This is a genomic window from Nodosilinea sp. FACHB-131, assembly GCF_014695395.1.
Taxonomy (GTDB): domain Bacteria; phylum Cyanobacteriota; class Cyanobacteriia; order Phormidesmidales; family Phormidesmidaceae; genus Nodosilinea.
This window is the reverse complement of sequence record NZ_JACJOF010000013.1, coordinates 234,207-249,883: the sequence shown is the minus strand read 5'-3', so window position 1 is coordinate 249,883 and position 15,677 is coordinate 234,207. Positions and strand designations below refer to the sequence as shown.

General features: G+C 52.5%; 12 protein-coding genes and 1 rRNA gene. 9 read left to right on the top strand and 4 right to left on the bottom strand.

Going from position 1 to position 15,677, the window contains the following annotated elements; all coding sequences use genetic code 11:
- From rrf to H6F75_RS09550, 5 genes are all read left to right on the top strand, one after another.
- Positions 1 to 106: ribosomal RNA gene (gene rrf, locus H6F75_RS09570) — 5S ribosomal RNA — on the top strand; the annotation flags it as partial.
- 102 nt (positions 107 to 208) lie between these two features.
- The gene (gene tsaE, locus H6F75_RS09565; RefSeq protein WP_190751517.1) at positions 209 to 721 is read left to right on the top strand and encodes a tRNA (adenosine(37)-N6)-threonylcarbamoyltransferase complex ATPase subunit type 1 TsaE; all 513 of its coding nucleotides are present in this window, start codon (positions 209 to 211) and stop codon (positions 719 to 721) included.
- On the top strand, positions 690 to 1,175 hold the full coding sequence (locus H6F75_RS09560) for an EVE domain-containing protein (protein WP_190751508.1): 486 nt from the start codon (positions 690 to 692) through the stop codon (positions 1,173 to 1,175). The genes tsaE and H6F75_RS09560 overlap by 32 nt, the downstream gene beginning before the upstream one ends.
- A 25-nt stretch (positions 1,176 to 1,200) precedes the next feature.
- Complete coding sequence (locus H6F75_RS09555) at positions 1,201 to 1,608, top strand: biopolymer transporter ExbD (RefSeq protein WP_190751506.1); 408 nt, start codon at positions 1,201 to 1,203, stop codon at positions 1,606 to 1,608.
- A gap of 142 nt (positions 1,609 to 1,750) precedes the next feature.
- On the top strand, positions 1,751 to 2,041 hold the full coding sequence (locus H6F75_RS09550) for a hypothetical protein (RefSeq protein WP_190751504.1): 291 nt from the start codon (positions 1,751 to 1,753) through the stop codon (positions 2,039 to 2,041).
- A 165-nt stretch (positions 2,042 to 2,206) separates the two neighbouring features.
- Here the strand turns inward: H6F75_RS09550 and H6F75_RS09545 are convergent, their stop codons facing one another.
- The 4 genes from H6F75_RS09545 to H6F75_RS09530 form a co-directional block, all read right to left on the bottom strand.
- Positions 2,207 to 3,694, bottom strand: coding sequence for a GTP-binding protein (locus H6F75_RS09545; protein ID WP_242019831.1), 1,488 nt, complete (start codon positions 3,692 to 3,694; stop codon positions 2,207 to 2,209).
- Positions 3,695 to 3,854: 160 nt separating this feature from the next.
- The gene (locus H6F75_RS09540; protein ID WP_190751502.1) at positions 3,855 to 4,157 is read right to left on the bottom strand and encodes an RNA-binding protein; all 303 of its coding nucleotides are present in this window, start codon (positions 4,155 to 4,157) and stop codon (positions 3,855 to 3,857) included.
- 328 nt (positions 4,158 to 4,485) lie between these two features.
- Complete coding sequence (locus H6F75_RS09535) at positions 4,486 to 5,274, bottom strand: hypothetical protein (protein ID WP_190751500.1); 789 nt, start codon at positions 5,272 to 5,274, stop codon at positions 4,486 to 4,488.
- Between the two features lie 840 nt (positions 5,275 to 6,114).
- Positions 6,115 to 7,608: a leucyl aminopeptidase gene (locus H6F75_RS09530; RefSeq protein WP_190751498.1), complete on the bottom strand. Its 1,494-nt coding sequence runs from the start codon at positions 7,606 to 7,608 to the stop codon at positions 6,115 to 6,117.
- A 206-nt stretch (positions 7,609 to 7,814) separates the two neighbouring features.
- On the opposite strand from H6F75_RS09530, the gene H6F75_RS09525 reads away from it, so the two are divergent.
- The 4 genes from H6F75_RS09525 (at position 7,815) to H6F75_RS09510 (ending at position 15,618) form a co-directional block, all read left to right on the top strand.
- Positions 7,815 to 10,025 carry a lytic transglycosylase domain-containing protein gene (locus H6F75_RS09525; protein WP_190751496.1) on the top strand — a complete coding sequence of 737 codons (2,211 nt, stop codon included), beginning with the start codon at positions 7,815 to 7,817 and terminating at the stop codon, positions 10,023 to 10,025.
- 35 nt (positions 10,026 to 10,060) lie between these two features.
- A complete protein-coding gene (gene dacB, locus H6F75_RS09520; protein ID WP_190751494.1) occupies positions 10,061 to 11,539 on the top strand; it encodes a D-alanyl-D-alanine carboxypeptidase/D-alanyl-D-alanine-endopeptidase in 1,479 nt (492 codons plus the stop codon).
- A 241-nt stretch (positions 11,540 to 11,780) separates the two neighbouring features.
- On the top strand, positions 11,781 to 13,346 hold the full coding sequence (locus tag H6F75_RS09515) for a peptide ligase PGM1-related protein (RefSeq protein WP_190751492.1): 1,566 nt from the start codon (positions 11,781 to 11,783) through the stop codon (positions 13,344 to 13,346).
- Positions 13,347 to 13,899: 553 nt separating this feature from the next.
- Entirely contained in the window at positions 13,900 to 15,618 is a 1,719-nt protein-coding gene (locus tag H6F75_RS09510) for an EAL domain-containing protein (protein WP_190751490.1), read from the top strand.
- Positions 15,619 to 15,677: the final 59 nt, after the last annotated feature.

Below are 15,677 nucleotides of genomic sequence, written 5' to 3'. Positions count from 1 at the left end.
TGGCGCTGTGGTCCCACTCTGACCCATCCCGAACTCAGTCGTGAAACGCAGCTGCGGCGAAGATAGTGAGGGGGTTGCCCCTTGTCAAAATAGCTCGATGCCAGGTCCTTACTCTAACCCCTACCATCACTCCTCGGAGAAATGGTAGGGGTTTTTAATTGATACTATAGCTGGTGTCTCGAGAGCTATATTGAGGGTTGTTGCATTAATGAGTAAGCTCTTCTCCTTTGTTATCAATCTGTCAAATCCCAATGCAACCCATAATCTTGGTTATAAACTAGGGCAATTTTGTTCTAGAGGAACCATACTGTTGCTCTTTGGAGATTTAGGTAGTGGAAAGACAACGTTGATACAAGGGCTGGGAGCTGGCCTTGGGGTTGTGGAGCCAATCAGTAGTCCTACGTTTACCCTTATCAATGAGTACTTGGAAGGGCGTATTCCTCTCTATCATGTAGACCTATATCGTTTGGAAACGAGTCAAGTAGATGCGCTGGAATTGGATGAAGTTTATTGTGATGGGGGTGAAGCACTTTCTGGCGTGTTAGCGATTGAATGGGCGGAGCGTATACGTGAACCTCTTCAGTCAGCGATATCTCTCAGGCTTGAGCATGTCTCCACAGGTGGACGACAAGCTACGTTAATGGCTTACGGCGATGTTCAGGTGACTTTGTTGAGGAAGGTAGTTGGCGATGGCTTACTGGTTGATGAAGTCCGAACCTGATGTTTATAGCATTCAAGATTTGGAGCACGATCGCACTGAAATTTGGGACGGGGTACGCAACTATCAGGCTCGTAATTTTCTTAACAGTATGGCTTTAGGAGACAAGGCTTTTTTTTATCATTCAAACGTCAAAACCCCAGCCATTGTAGGCTTAATGGAAGTTGTAAAAACTAATGTAATTGATCCAAGCCAGTTCGACCCAACAAGTAATTATTATGATCCCAAATCCTCTAACGATAAACCACGCTGGCATACAGTAACAGTAGGTTATTTGGAAACGTTCAAAACTACTATCTCCTTGGAGGAACTTCGGAATACATTTTCTCCTGAAGAACTGTGGGTCGTGCGACCAGGAAATCGTTTGTCTGTGATGCCGGTCGATAATGTGGTGGCTGAAATGTTGTTACACAAAGTTAAGTCTGCCTGGTTCCGCGAGTTGGTTATCCCGAAGTGACTTTGTTTTATTCAAAATTTTAATTATGAATCTTCCTGAAGAGCCGGAACCGCCTGTGCAAATCAACATCGTGCCGATGATTGATGTAGTCTTTGCGGTGTTGGCGTTTTTTATTGTCTCTAGTTTGTTTTTGACTCGTAATCAGGGGCTGCCGGTGGTGCTGCCAGGGGCAGAAACAGCGGAAACTCAAGATCAACGCCAGGTTGTAGTGTCTTTGAATGCGGCTGGTGAGCTGTTTGTGGGGGAGCGTGCAGTAGCCGATGAGCAGCTTTTGGAGGCAGTCCAAACCTTGGGTACGCTGACAAACGGTGGCCTTGTGGTAATTCGAGCAGACCAGTCAGTTAGTCATGGGCAGGTTGTGGCGGTTATGGATCAGTTACGGACTTTACCTGGAGTGCAGTTAGCGATCGCAACTGAAGGCAACCAACCCTAGGGATCCAACCCAACACAGCAGTAGTTAACCCTCTTGGCACAGTATTGCAGAACATCTAAATTCAATAATTTGTGGATCGCAGTGAGCACCAAGCTTAAAATGATAGCCAGGAACTGAGGAAGTGAGCCTCGGGCTTTGAATTATGGTGCTACAACTCATGGCTCTGCCAGTGTGGTTGGTGTCGCTAGTGCAGACTGTGCTAGTGCCCTTCTGCTTTGTTGTGGCTTGGTTAATGGTAGGGCTCACCCTTTGGAATCTGGTGCTAACTGTACGAGATGGGGTAAGCCGAGCGACTGTGATGCACAAAATTCCTTGTGCGGATTGCCGCTACTTCACCAACGACCATCGTCTAAAGTGCCCTATACATCCTAAGACTGCGTTGTCAGAATCTGCCATTGACTGCCCCGACTTCGAGGATTCAGGGCTGGGGTAAAATCTACGAAGCTCAATAAAAAGCCAGCCCTGCCGGCGAGTAACCGAGTCTAGGGCTGACGGGGGTGAATAGATATGGCTATCCTGTAGTATGCCCGGAAGGTTGGCTGTTCTCTGGTTAATTAGCCTGCTGAAAAAGAATGGCTGGTTTTCTCTAAGATTAACCTTAGGCTGTTGGTGTAATTCGGGCAATCGCCTCTTTGACAAACGCTTTCACGATAGCATCACGCTGGTTGAGACGAAACTGCTGCTCGACAACCGCACTCATCCCGTCGTCTCCCCAGCTTTGATTGTGGCGAAAATACTCCACAAAGCTTTTGCCGGCAATGCGGGTTAGGTATGCACCGCTGGCTCCTTTGAGCGCACGCCCGGCGATCACGGTAGCTAAGTTGGTTTGCAATCCCAAAGCCAGCAGGTCTACAGTACCTTTAACCAGCCCTAGACCGGTTAGTGTTTTAGCTACTGATAAAGCCAAGGCTTTGCCTTCTTCTAGGCTGACCTCGCAGCCATAGATTTGACTTAGTTCAACAACCATCTGGGCATTGATGGCGGCTGTAGCTAAGAAATCAAGGCCAGGCAGAGGGGTGACCGCGATCGCCCCTGCTCCAAGCCACTGGTAACGGTCGATAACTGTCTCCGCTTGGATCTGCCGTTGGTCATTGATCATCTGCCGAGCCGTTTCTCCAAGCTGCTGAGTTTGTAGCAACAGGTTGTCAGCGATCAGGGTTTCGCCTTCTTGGCGAAGTAGGTCGGCGAGACGTGTCTGTAGGGGTGAGAGATTAGGCTGCATTTGCAGCCAACCACCGCCTACCTGAGGCAAAGGCTGAGGTAATGCCGCTACGGCAATGACATCATCGGGGTTGAGGGGTGGCACAATACGCGATCGCAGGCGATCTAGCAATGCTTCTAGGTCGGCTTCAACGTAGCGATCGGCCTTATTGAGCACTACCAATACCCGCTTGCCTATGTCCATCAGCATTTTCAATACAGCATATTCCGCCTGCCGCAGGTCATCGTCGATAACAAACACAATTAAATCAGCTTCGGTCGCAGTTCTACGAGCTTCTGTTTCCCGCTCTGTACCAGCGATGCCAACTTCTGCAATACCGGGCGTATCAATAATTTGAATGTTCCTAGGACTGTTGGGCATAGTCCAGGCATAGGCATGCTGAACTTGTGTTGTGCCCATAGCGGCGCCCACCTCACCGACGGATTGCCCTAAAAGCCCGTTGATTAGCGCTGTTTTCCCTGCTGACCCCACTCCAAAGACGGCAATGGTTAGAGCACGAGTGTTTAGATCCAACTGCAGATTCAACGCTTTTTGCTGTAGCGCTTGGCGGGCCACCTGGTCTTGAATTTGCTCAACTTGGCGCTGTACCGCGAGTAGGTTGACCGCGGCCGCCTCTTCAGCATGGCGAGGAGCTTGAAGATGGCGACGGCGGCGAGGACGTAAAAAAGGCCATAGTCGATAGATAACAGCCCCTAGCGATACTGAACCAAGGATTGCAATTACGCTCAGCGTTGCCCGAGCCAGCAGGGGTGATACCAGTGCCAACAAGTTGTAAAGGCGCAGCAAGGAGTCAGCTAGCAACAGCAATGCGCCTAAGCCAACCAGTAGCCCTAGCGGAAAAAGTACCCATTGCCACCGTCCCATAGCTATCCTGTTCAACCAACGGCAGTGGATGAAGAATAGCGTAAAACCACGGTTTAAAGCTTCCTATGGTAAAGCCGTTAAAATAGCGGCCTAACCATGCAATTGATACAACTCTGCACAGAACTACCTCAACCATAGATTGAGGTTTGAAAGTACTGGTTTAGAGAGGATTATGGGAGAACCGATCGCTGCGATTGGAGCGATTGTCACCACTATTGTCAGTGCGGGGGCGGGCCTTGTTGACGCGCAATTCGCGACCCAGCCACTCGGCTCCATCCAGCTCGGAGATCGCCTGGTCTTCTTTGGCTTCATCAGCCATGTCGACAAATGCAAAGCCACGCTTGCGACCGGTTTCGCGATCGATAGGTAGGCTAATACGGGTGACCTCACCGTATTCGGCGAAAATACTTTTGATGTCGTCCTCAGAAGCCTGAAAGGACAAGTTCCCAATGTAGATAGTCACGAGTCTCTCCGAACCAAAATGCCAAGGTGTTAGGTATTGCACCAGCAGGCTAGGAAGCTAGAAGCTTTATCCTAGAGCTCTTAGGGGCAATATTTGCTGCCATAATAGCCGATTAGTTTTTTGATAGCAGTAGCCCACCTCACACCTAGACGGTTTCCTACAACTCGACCCTAGAGCAATTTTTACTGCTCTAGGGTCGAGTACCACGGCTTTACCGGGAATCACTGTCTTTTGTCTACATCTGGTTCACAACCTGCAGGACGCTGAACCAGATTCAATACTATAGGGTGACTAAACAGCGCTATGGCAGATAGAGCTTGGCAAAGCTTTAACCAACCTGCTGGTCGCCAGGCGTTAAGCTGTGGCGGACAAAGTCTGCTGTCTCTAAGCAAAAATTCTTGGTTCCTCGAACAACATGTAAAGCTGAAGACACACCAGGAATGCGGTCTAATTTGCCTGGGTTGAGGTTGCTTACACTGCTTAGAGGCCAACCCAAATTCGGTGTAGCAGCTAAGGTAATTAGGTCTGGGTTGCGGTAGCGAATTTCATTCATGTACCCATCAAAATACATGGGGCCACAGTCTGGGTGATTCACAGGGCGATCGAAGGATGCTTCCATGAACTCGACAAGTTTAGGAATGGCCCGACCTTGGCAAGTCCAAAAATGGGTTTCACGAATGTTTTGTCGAACCCTAATTTGGGAGAAAAAGCGATCGGGCGTAGGGCTGAGAGTTGTCTTTTTGCCGTTGGCCATATCGTTGGAGTAAGGCTGACAGCCAAAGTAGGCAAAATCCCAGCGGCGATCGATGAGTTCATCTAAAATTGCCGACTCTTGGCGGATTAAGCGTTGGCTAAGCACGCAGTCTTCTTGAAAGAGCAGGAGACGTTCAACGTTGTCATCAGCAGCTTTACGAAGCAGCTCATAGTTGCTCATGACGCAGCCTCTCACACTAGCTTTGGGAAATTGTCCCGCGTCATCGAACTTCAAACCCTGAAACCATTGCACTTTGTCTTCTATGCCCAAGCGTTTGACCTGGCGTTGAATACTTCTAAACCGTCGTTTTCGCTCCGGCAGATAAACGATCGCAATGCGGTCAAAATAATCAATAAACTTCATGGGCTTATTCCAATGAGACAACACAAATAGACAGCGATGATACCTTTGCGGTAATCATCTAGGTTTCATCAAAAACAAGGATGGCTAAGGCCGTGTGCTCACTTCTAAAACCATGAGTGTATTCATCAAACCGACGAATAGCATAGTTAAGGCAATACTACAGCTAAAATCAGGAGGAATATACCTACCTTTGGGATGAAACCTTAGGTTCCTTAAAGCGATTTTTTAGACCCCTCTAAATATGTCTTCTCAGCCTAAAGTTTGCTTAGAAAGAAACTAAGCACGACTAACCCCTCAGAAGAACTAAAATCTAAAAAAGTCCTAAGCGACTGAAAAAAACATAGAAGCTTAGGGCGTTGGCATAGAGATATAAAAGATTAAACCGCTCAGAATAGCAACGATTAGGAACAAACAACTTGCTACTGAAACTACTATAGATAGAGAACTCTCACGTCTAATAGACATGTAAAAAGTGGTGCCTTAATTAACCGCTGCTTAAATGCAATAGCGAACCCAAAGCCCAATAGAGCTACGGCTTTTTTAAGATTTATCTGGTTTACTGTGTTTTAGCACAGAGAACATGGCTGATTAAGTATTTCTAAGCACAAGAGCCGCTTGAAATGTCAGTAATTTTAGTAATTTCAGGTTAAGTCACTGGTTTGTGGCGTATCGCGTGTGTGCTTGAGGTTAAGACGGGCTTAGGAACGGTTTGTTCCGGTCGGTTTATGCCTGTGGTTAATACATCAATAGATGAACAGATAACAATAAACCCCACGACCTTGATGATGATTGCTCTCATCATCAAGGTCGTGGGGTTGTCGCCTATGCGGGTAGAGTTGCCTAGGCCTCTTGTCTAAGTACCCAGTGAACCAGGGTGCGCACCCCAAATCCCGTGCCGCCGGGATTGTTATAACCACTTTCTTTCTCGGTCCAGACGGGACCGGCTACGTCGAGGTGAACCCAGGGAGTAGAGGTGACAAACTGCTTTAGGAAGAGAGCAGCTGTGATCGAGCCGCCAGGGCGAGGACCGGTGTTTTTCATGTCGGCCACAATTGACTTGAGCCCGTCGAAGTATTTTTCTTCCATGGGTAGACGCCAGAACTTTTCGCCAGCGGCTTCGGCGGCAGCGGCGATCGCCCCTGCTAGCTCCTCGTTTTCGCTAAACAGTCCGGCAATATCGTCGCCTAGGGCAATGATGCAGGCTCCGGTGAGGGTGGCCAGGTCAACGATCGCATCAACGCCCAGCTTTTCGGCAAACACCAGGGCATCGGCTAGGGTGAGACGGCCCTCAGCGTCGGTGTTGTTGACTTCAATGGTTTTGCCGTTGGAGGCGGTGAGAATGTCGCCGGGGCGCATCGCTCGACCGCTGATCATGTTTTCAGCGGCGGCGCTAATGAAGTGGACTTCGGTATTGGGCTTGAGCTGAGCGATCGCCTTGGCGGCTCCGAGCATAGCGGCGGCGCCGCCCATGTCGATTTTCATCATTTCGATGCCGCTGCCCGCACCCTTGATGTTGAGACCGCCGGAGTCGAAGGTGAGCCCCTTGCCGATAATGGCCAGCTTGCGAGCGGGTGTACCGGCAGGCTTATAGGTAAGGTGAATAAACTTGGCCGGTAGGTCGGAGGCCTTGGCTACTCCCAGATAGGCACCCATGCCCAGCGCTTCGCAGTCGGCTTGCTCTAGAATCTCTAGCTCTAGGCCATGAGCCGTGGCGATGTCCTGGGCGGTTTGGGCTAGGGCTTCTGGGGTAACAACGTTAGCCGGGGCCGACACCAGTTCACGGGCCAAAATAACGCCATCGCAGATCGCTTGGGCCGTTTGAAGACTGCTCTCTTGCCCGGCTAAATCGAGCAGGTGAATATGTTCGACGGGGGCTTTACCGTTCTTTTTGCCGTTTTTATCCTCCGACTTGAAACGGTTATCTTGGTGAAGGGCTAGGCTGACGCCTTCGGCTAGGACCTGGGTGGTGAGGGCCGGATCGTTCTGCACTAGGGGCATGCTCAGGCCGAGGGAGGCCGATTTTTCTTTTTTGGCGAGGCGGGCGGCGGTGGCGGCGGCGCGGCGCAACGTGTCGGCCGTCATGGCACTGCTAGCCCCTAGACCAACTAGCCCTAGCTTGCGGAATCTGGCCCCACTGCCCACGCGGGTGATGGCGGTGGCCCCGTCTTTGCCGGTGAATTCAACATCGTCGATCAGGTCTTGCAGCAGGCCAGAGACACGGCTGTTGAGCTCGGCCAGGGTGCCGCTAAGGGGCAGGGCGTCTTCGCTGAGGCCAATGATGAGGGCATCGCCAGACCAGTCTAGAAGGGGGGTGTTAGAGGCGTGAAATTCCATTCAACCTTGGGGCTAGTATGCTCTGTTTACTATAAACCTTAGGCAGCCTCTGGCGGGGACGGGGCGGATGAAGTCATCGATCCTGGATTGGCTAGGTAAGATATAACGGCATGGGTCAGCTAGGGAGAAATTTTACTTCGGCTTCCCCACTGCGCCACGGGATAACTTTTCGACTACAACCCTTATCTAGAGTGCATGGGCGTGCCATGGTGAAACGGTTAAAGGCGAAGCTGCCCCTGGTGGCGATCGCGGGGCTTGGTGCCCTGTCTTTAGGAATGGCTGCTGCCCTAGTGAATACGGTGTCGTCACCGGGCGACTCCACCACAATTTTGGAAGAATCGCTGCTGCCGGGCCTGGGGCGATCGCCGGCGTTGGATGCCGATGACCCCGTGCTGACGCTCGCTCTACAGTCCGCAGACCAGCGCCAAGCAGCGCTAGTGGCCTTGACCGATGGCGGCGAGTCGCTCACCCAGAGCCGCGCCCGCTATCTGCTGGCGCTGGATTTAATCGCCCAAGATCGCGGCGGCAGCGCGATTCCTCTGCTGGAGGGGCTGGAGGCGGAGTACCCGGCGATGGCCCCCTACGTAGCGCTGGCGCTGGCCCAGGCTCAGCGGGCGGCGGGGCAGACCGAGGCGGCTCAGCAAACTCAACAGCGCCTGTTGAAAGAGTATGAGACTAATGGCGCGATCGCCCCGCTGCTTTTCGAGCTGGGCCAGCAAGACTCGGCCTATTGGGACCGTTTGGTGCAGCAGTTCCCCAACCACCCCAAGGCGGTGGAGGTGGCCCACCAGCGGCTGACCGCCGACCCCAACCGGGCAGATACCCTGCCGCTGCTGATGATTATGGCGCGAGCTGGGCTGCACCATCCCAACGCCGGGGCGGCTCTGCTGCGGCTCAAGACAGAATTTGCCAGCCAGCTCAGCCCGGAAGATTGGCAAACCGTGGGCTTTGGCTTTTGGCGGATCGACAGCTACGGCGATGCGGCGGTAGCTTATGCCCAGGCCCCGCCGTCGCCCCGCAACCTGTACCGAGCGGCACGGGGAGCCCAGGTGAGCGGTAAGCGCGATCGCGCGATCGCCCTTTACAACCGGCTCGATCAGCAGTTCCCCGACGCGTCTGAAACCGCCACCGGGCTCATGCGCCTGGCCCAGAGTGTGCCTGACGAAGCAGCGCTCGGGGTGCTTGACCAGGTGGTCAACCGCTTCCCGGATCGGGCGGCGGCGGCACTTCTGGAGCGGGCCAAAATTCTCGACAAGTTAAACAGTGCTGAATCGGCCCAGGCCACCCGCGAGCTGATCTTAAAAGAGTACAGAGACTCCGATGCGGCGGCCGACATTCGCCTGCAAAATGCCCGTAATGCCGCCGAGCAGGGTGACCTGACTATGGCTCTCAGCTGGGGTAGCGACGTGCTCAAATACAGCCCCGATAGCGACTTGGCTGCCGATGCCGGGTACTGGGTGGGTAAGTGGGGCCACCAGCTGGGCCAGAGTGATGTTGCCCAGAGTGCCCTAGAAAGCGTGATTGCCCAACATCCCGAGTCATACTACGCCTGGCGGGCGGCGGTGGCCTTAGGCTGGAATGTGGGGGACTTTCAGTCGGTGCGATCGCAGACCCCAGCGGTGGCTCCGCCCGCTCACCGTACGCCATTACCCACGGGCTCTGACACCCTGCAAGAGCTTTACCTGCTAGGGCAAGACCAGCGGGCCTGGGAGCAGTGGCAGATGGAGTTCGCCAACTACCAAGACCCAACGCCGGAAGAACAGTTTGTCGATGGGCTAATGCGGTTGGGGACGAACGACAACATCAACGGCATTTACCAGGTATCGAGCCTCAGCCTGGCCGAAGATCCCAAGGACATCGAGGTGGTTCACGAGCTCAAGCAGCGCCCCGACTTTTGGCATGGCGTCTATCCGATGCCCTACAAAGGTTTAATTACCACCTGGGCGGCAGAGCGCCAGCTTAACCCTCTGCTAGTAGCGGCGCTAATGCGCCAAGAGTCACGCTTTGAGGCCAAAATTCGCTCGGGAGTTGGGGCGGCGGGCCTGATGCAGGTGATGCCTGCCACCGCTGAGTGGATCAAGGGCCAAGCGGGGTTAGCGAGTTATGACCTCAACAGCCCTGAAGACAACGTCAAGCTGGGCACCTGGTACCTTGACTACACCCACTCTGAGTACGACAACCACTCACTGTTTGCGGTGGCCAGCTACAACGCCGGACCGGGCGCTGTAGCCAGTTGGATCAACAAAGGTGGCTTTATTGATGCCGACGACTTTGCCGAAAAAATTCCGTACCCTGAAACGAAGGGCTATGTGCAATCGGTGTTTGGCGGCTACTGGAACTATCTACGGCTGTACGATCCGGCGATCGCCGCACAAGTCGAAACCCTGCAAAAGCGCCATCGCGGTTTTAGGGGCTAGGTCTGAACGCTAGGGCAGGTTTGATAGGTTTGCGCATGGTGAAGTCACGGGCTAAGTCTGTCGGTCTAGGGTTTGTCCTGGGTCTGTTAAGCGCTATGCTTCCCGCTGCCGAGACCTTAGCGGCTCTGTGCCCGGCACAGCTGACAACTCAGCTGGACAGCGCCTTTAGCCAATCTCCCCTAGACAAAGCCTACACGGGCATGGTGCTGCAAACCCAGGGGCAAAATCGCCGTACGCTCTACAACCGCAACGGCGATCGCCTCTTCACGCCAGCATCCAATATCAAACTGCTGACCACAGCGGCGGCGGCTCACCAGCTGGGGGGCTACTACCGCCTGCGCACCTCCGTCTATGGCACTCCTGACGCGGGGGGAAGCACCGCGCTGCGGGTGGTAGGACGGGGTGATCCCAGTCTGACAACGGCGCAGATCGATAATCTGGTTCAGCAATTGACTCAGTCTGGGGTAACCCAGGTCAGCCGCCTCACCATTGACGATTCGTATTTTCCAGGGTTTGCCACTAATCCGACCTGGGAGTGGGAAGATGCTCAGTTTGCCTACGCGGCTCCGGTCAACAGCCTGATTCTCAACCGCAATGCGATCGCATTGCAGATAGCTCCCACCCAGGCGGGCAGTCCGCTAAGCGCGGTGTGGCCTCAACCGCTGCCCGCTGGCCCGCTACCCCTAGTGAACGATGGGGTGACCGTGGCCGCTGGGGCAACTCCCACCTCCCTGGCTGTCTGGCGCACGGGGGATTCGCCCACAGTTCGGCTGACGGGGCAGCTGGCTCAGGGAAGCAGTGCCCAGACCCTGAATCTGGCGGTACTAAACCCCGCCCAGCAGTTTGCGGCGGCGATGGAGCAGGCTCTCCGGCGGCAGTCGGTGGCGGTGGGGCAAACGGTGATTGTGCAAACCCCAGCCCCGATCGCAGAGCCAGAGTTGGCGGCGATCGAGTCTCCCTCTGTCCGGGAGCTCATGGTCTTGGCCAACCGCGATAGCGATAACCTCTATGCTGAGGCCCTGTTCAAAACTATGGGAGTAACGGCGGGGGGGAATATCACCGAAGGGGACGATGTTGAGGAGGCCAGCCAAGCGGGGGGCGAGGCGGTCAAGGCGGCCTTGGCAGAAATCGGGGTGGATGCGTCAGCTCTGCGGCTGGCGGACGGCTCTGGGCTATCGCGGCACAATCTAGTGTCGCCGATCGCCTTGGTAGAGACCCTCCAGGTAATGACCACCCATCCTCAAGGGGCTGTGTTTCGGGATTCGCTAGCGATCGCAGGCCAGAGCGGTACCCTGAGCAATCGGCTGCGAGGCACAGCGCTAGAGAGGCGCTTGCAGGGCAAATCGGGGGCGCTGACCGGTAATGTAGCGCTGTCAGGCTATGTGCAACCGCCCAACTACGAGCCTCTGGTGTTTAGCCTAATGATTAACCATTCAAACCAGCCCGCCACTGTGCTGCGAGAGAAAATCGACCAACTGCTGCTGCTGGTGGCGCAGCTTAGATCAGACTGTTAGTCCATGGCAGCAGCCGGTTGAGCGATCGCCAGGGGAACGGTAGCTGGCACTTTGGATCCTATGCCTTAGTGGGGATAGCAGGGGCTAAAGATTGGTGTGAAAATATTTATTTGATGTGAGTAATGGCGCTTGTGGATTGGCCTGCACAGGCTGACAAGAGCTTTCGTCTATACTCATTTGCAAACCTTTCATTCCCAATTTTCATTCAAAAACCGATTGAGCGATCGCGAGGGTAGTCAGGATGGTGACGGCGAACGAGGCGGCTATGGCTACAGAACCGGTGCGCTTGCAGGCTGGGCCCAGCTTTCAGCAATTGCAGCAGACGCTGCGCGATCGCTGGTGTTCAACTGATGAATTTGACACCCAGGAGCGGCATGTGGTGGTGGTGCCCTCACTCAGCCTCGATCAGGAGGAGCTGCAAAAAATTGAGGGGGTGAACCACTACGAAGAGCGGCTGCTGTTTTCGCTGATTCGGCTGCGCAACCCCAACACGCACCTGGTCTATGTCACCTCGCAACCGCTGCACCCCAGCATTGTCGATTACTATCTAGAGCTGCTGCCAGGCATTCCCAGTTCCCATGCGCGCGATCGCCTCACCCTGCTGTCGGCCTACGACAGCTCGGGCAAGCCCCTTAGCCAAAAGCTGCTAGAGCGCCCCCGCCTGCTCAACCGCATTCGTAAGGCGATCAATCCCGATCGCGCCTACATGACCTGCTACAACTCCACCGCCTGGGAGCGTGACCTGTCCCTGGCACTGGGACTGCCCCTGTTGGCCCTCGACCCCGATCTCCTGCACTGGGGCACCAAGAGCGGCAGCCGCGAGATTTTTAGGCGCTGCAACATTCCCCACCCCATTGGCAGTGAGCTGGTGTTCGACGAAGCCTCTCTAGCCCAAGTCACCGCCGAGGTGTGGGAGCAAGACCCCAACCTCAAGCGCATGGTGATCAAGCTCAACGAGGGCTTCTCGGGGGAAGGTAACGCAATTTTAGATCTGCGAGCATTGTCGGCCGTGGCTCCGGGAAGTGCAGGACATGGCGATCGCGTTCGGGCTTTAACCGAAGCCTTCCACACCCTGAGCTTTCAGAGTGATATCGAAACCTGGGAGCACTTTTCGGCCAAAATTCCGGTGCTGGGGGCGATCGCCGAAGCCTTTGTCGAAGGCGACCACAAAGAATCCCCCAGCGTGCAGGGCCGCATCACCCCCCTAGGCGAGGTCGAAATTCTCTCCACCCACGACCAAGAACTGGGCGGTCCCGATGGGCAAATCTTTCTTGGCTGCTCCTTCCCGGCTCGGCCTGACTATCGCCTTGAGATTCAGGAGATGGGCCAGCGCGTTGGTGAAGAACTGGCCCGCCAGGGTGCCCTAGAGCGCTACGGCGTCGACTTTATTGCCGTCGCCAAGGGTGACCCCAAAGCCCCCCAGTGGGATCTCCAGGCGATTGAGATCAACCTGCGCAAAGGCGGCACTACCCACCCCCTCATGGCGATGAAAATGCTGACTGAGGGTCGCTTTCACCCAGCTGACGGACTGTTTTACACCAAGCAAGAGCAGGTGCGCTACTACCGCGCCTCCGACAACTTGCAAAAACCCCAATACCGAGGTCTGCTGCCCAGCGATCTGATGGATATCATCGTCGCCAAGCAGCTACACTTCAACTCCATTAGCGGGGTGGGGGCGACCTTCCACCTCATGGGCTGTCTGTCGGAGTATGGCAAGGTAGGCCTCACCTGCATTGGCACCAGCCCCAACCACGCCCGCGAGATCTACGATCAGGTGGTAGCTGCCCTAGATGAATCTACAGCGTGACCAATTTTGTCAAGAGCTTGAGTCCGCTGCTACTTCGTAATGGACCGCACTGTTGATAAAACATGGGGTTCAATATCTCCGTCGTGATCTAAATTATGCAATCAGTTTAGATTGGATGCCAAAGGGTGATAGTGGCATCTAAGGGAAGGGTTTGGTCTGTGTTTGATGCCTTTGAGCTTGTATCGATATAAGTGCGCCATACCCTCTACAAGAAGCTTCTTGCCTTTAAATATTCTTAATATTATCAGTTGCATACCGAACAATCGGTCGTAGCTGTAGGAGTTTGTCCTGATCAACTGGGTACTCTAGGATTTGTCAGCAAGCTTATTGGATTAACACCCTCATTCATCAAAACATAAAGTTTTTGAAGGTCTGCTTCTGTTAGCTTATCGCGATTGTTCAGAGCTTAGAACAGTTTAGTGTGGCTGGGTGCAACGACAAAGTTTTCATAAGGATTCTTTAACTCAATCAGCATGTTGTCCAACAGTGGCATAACCTGCAACTTTAATTTTCATTAGGAACCGTTAAAACGCGGTAAGGAGAAAATGCAACCATGGCAAAAATTCTAGTCATTGAAGATACCCAGGATCTTCGAGAAGGCATTGTCCAGTCTTTAAGCTGCCTCGGTTTCGAAGCAATTGGAGCGGAGAATGGTGAGACTGGAATTCAACTGGCAAAAATGCATTTTCCAGACCTAATCGTGTGTGACATTATGATGCCAGAGATAGATGGCTATCAGGTCTATACAATCTTGCATCAAGATCCAGAAATGATGGTCATTCCATTCATTTTCTTGTCGGCCAAGGCTGATAGATTAGATATTCGTAAAGGAATGAATTTGGGTGCGGATGACTATCTTGCTAAGCCGTTCACAACGGCTGAATTGGCAGAGGCAATTACCAGTCGGCTACACAAAAAGAATGCAATTGTTGATCCTTACATTGCAGAGATGAAGCATGCAACTGAGCAAATTAGCACCTTAGCGTATCAGGATGCACTAACTAAGCTGCCCAACCGTATTCTGCTATATCAAAAATTTCAGCAAGCTCTATCAATAGCAAAACGTCGTCAACAAATGATGGCGATTTTGTGTATAAACTTACACCAGTTTAAATCTGTCAACAATGCGTTTGGTTACTCAACGGGAGATTTGCTGCTTCAAGCTGTAGCTGAACGACTGCTCGAAAATGCAGGCCAAGAAAATGTAGTAGCTCGAATCAATGCTGATGTATTTAGCATGATTTTAGTTAACGCTTTAGATAGGAAAACCGTTGAGGATCAGGTCAAGGCCATTTTGAGTAGTCTTGCAAACCCATACTGGCTTAACGATCATAAAATTTCGGTGCAGGCCAATATTGGTATTGCTCTTTATCCTGACGATCAGAGCGACTTTGGTAAATTGTTAAGCCATGCCGAAATGGCTATGGGTTTTGCTAAGCAGTCTCGAAAAGACAGCTATCATTTCTATGAGGTGGAAATGGGAGCTAAGACGGAGCAAAACAGTTTAATAGAAAAGGGCTTGAATATTGCCCTGGAGCATTCTGAATTTCAGATACTCTACCAGCCTAAAATTAATTTGATTACTGGCCGCATCATGGGGGCCGAAGCCTTATTGCGATGGCATCATCCTGAGTTAGGGTTAGTTGACCCAAACGTATTTATTCCGATCGCAGAAAAAACAGGCCACATTATTGAAATTGGTAATTGGGTTTTAGAATCCGTTTGTGCTCAGACTAAGAGATGGCAGGATCTTCACCCAGTTCCCCTTAAAGTCTCTGTAAATCTATCAGCGTTTCAATTAAGGCAAGAAGGTCTGGTACAAACTATTACCCAGATCTTAAGTCAAACCCAGCTCGACCCAAATTGCTTGGAACTAGAGCTTACTGAAACCAGCTTAATGGATGACATAGAAGCTGCGATCGCTCTCTTGGGAGAGCTGAAGGCTGTAGGAATTAAGATCTCTCTTGATGATTTTGGTACGGGTTACTCATCCTTAAACTACCTCAAGCGTCTGCCGCTTGATATTTTGAAAATCGATCGCTCTTTTATTAACGATATTTTTCATGCGCCCCAAAATGCCACGATTGTTACAACGATAATTGCGATGGCTCGGGGCTTAAAATTACGAGTTATTGCTGAAGGAGTGGAGACTCAAGAACAGTTTAACTTTTTACGGGAGCAGGGTTGTCAAGCAATTCAGGGTTACTTATTCAGCCCAGCTGTTTCTGCAGAACAGTTTGAAGCTTTCCTATCTGAAGATAAACGTTTATAGCAGGCTGAGACATCCTTGATATGTTCATTTTGGCTTGTAATTTAAGACAAGAAACAGAA

Coding starts and splice junctions, on each gene's coding strand:
- tsaE (WP_190751517.1), top strand. CDS start 209: ATGAGTAAGCTCTTCTCCTTTGTTATCAATCTGTCAAATCCCAATGCA.
- H6F75_RS09560 (WP_190751508.1), top strand. CDS start 690: ATGGCTTACTGGTTGATGAAGTCCGAACCTGATGTTTATAGCATTCAA.
- H6F75_RS09555 (WP_190751506.1), top strand. CDS start 1,201: ATGAATCTTCCTGAAGAGCCGGAACCGCCTGTGCAAATCAACATCGTG.
- H6F75_RS09550 (WP_190751504.1), top strand. CDS start 1,751: ATGGTGCTACAACTCATGGCTCTGCCAGTGTGGTTGGTGTCGCTAGTG.
- H6F75_RS09545 (WP_242019831.1), bottom strand. CDS start 3,694: ATGGGACGGTGGCAATGGGTACTTTTTCCGCTAGGGCTACTGGTTGGC.
- H6F75_RS09535 (WP_190751500.1), bottom strand. CDS start 5,274: ATGAAGTTTATTGATTATTTTGACCGCATTGCGATCGTTTATCTGCCG.
- H6F75_RS09530 (WP_190751498.1), bottom strand. CDS start 7,608: ATGGAATTTCACGCCTCTAACACCCCCCTTCTAGACTGGTCTGGCGAT.
- H6F75_RS09525 (WP_190751496.1), top strand. CDS start 7,815: ATGGTGAAACGGTTAAAGGCGAAGCTGCCCCTGGTGGCGATCGCGGGG.
- dacB (WP_190751494.1), top strand. CDS start 10,061: ATGGTGAAGTCACGGGCTAAGTCTGTCGGTCTAGGGTTTGTCCTGGGT.
- H6F75_RS09515 (WP_190751492.1), top strand. CDS start 11,781: ATGGTGACGGCGAACGAGGCGGCTATGGCTACAGAACCGGTGCGCTTG.
- H6F75_RS09510 (WP_190751490.1), top strand. CDS start 13,900: ATGGCAAAAATTCTAGTCATTGAAGATACCCAGGATCTTCGAGAAGGC.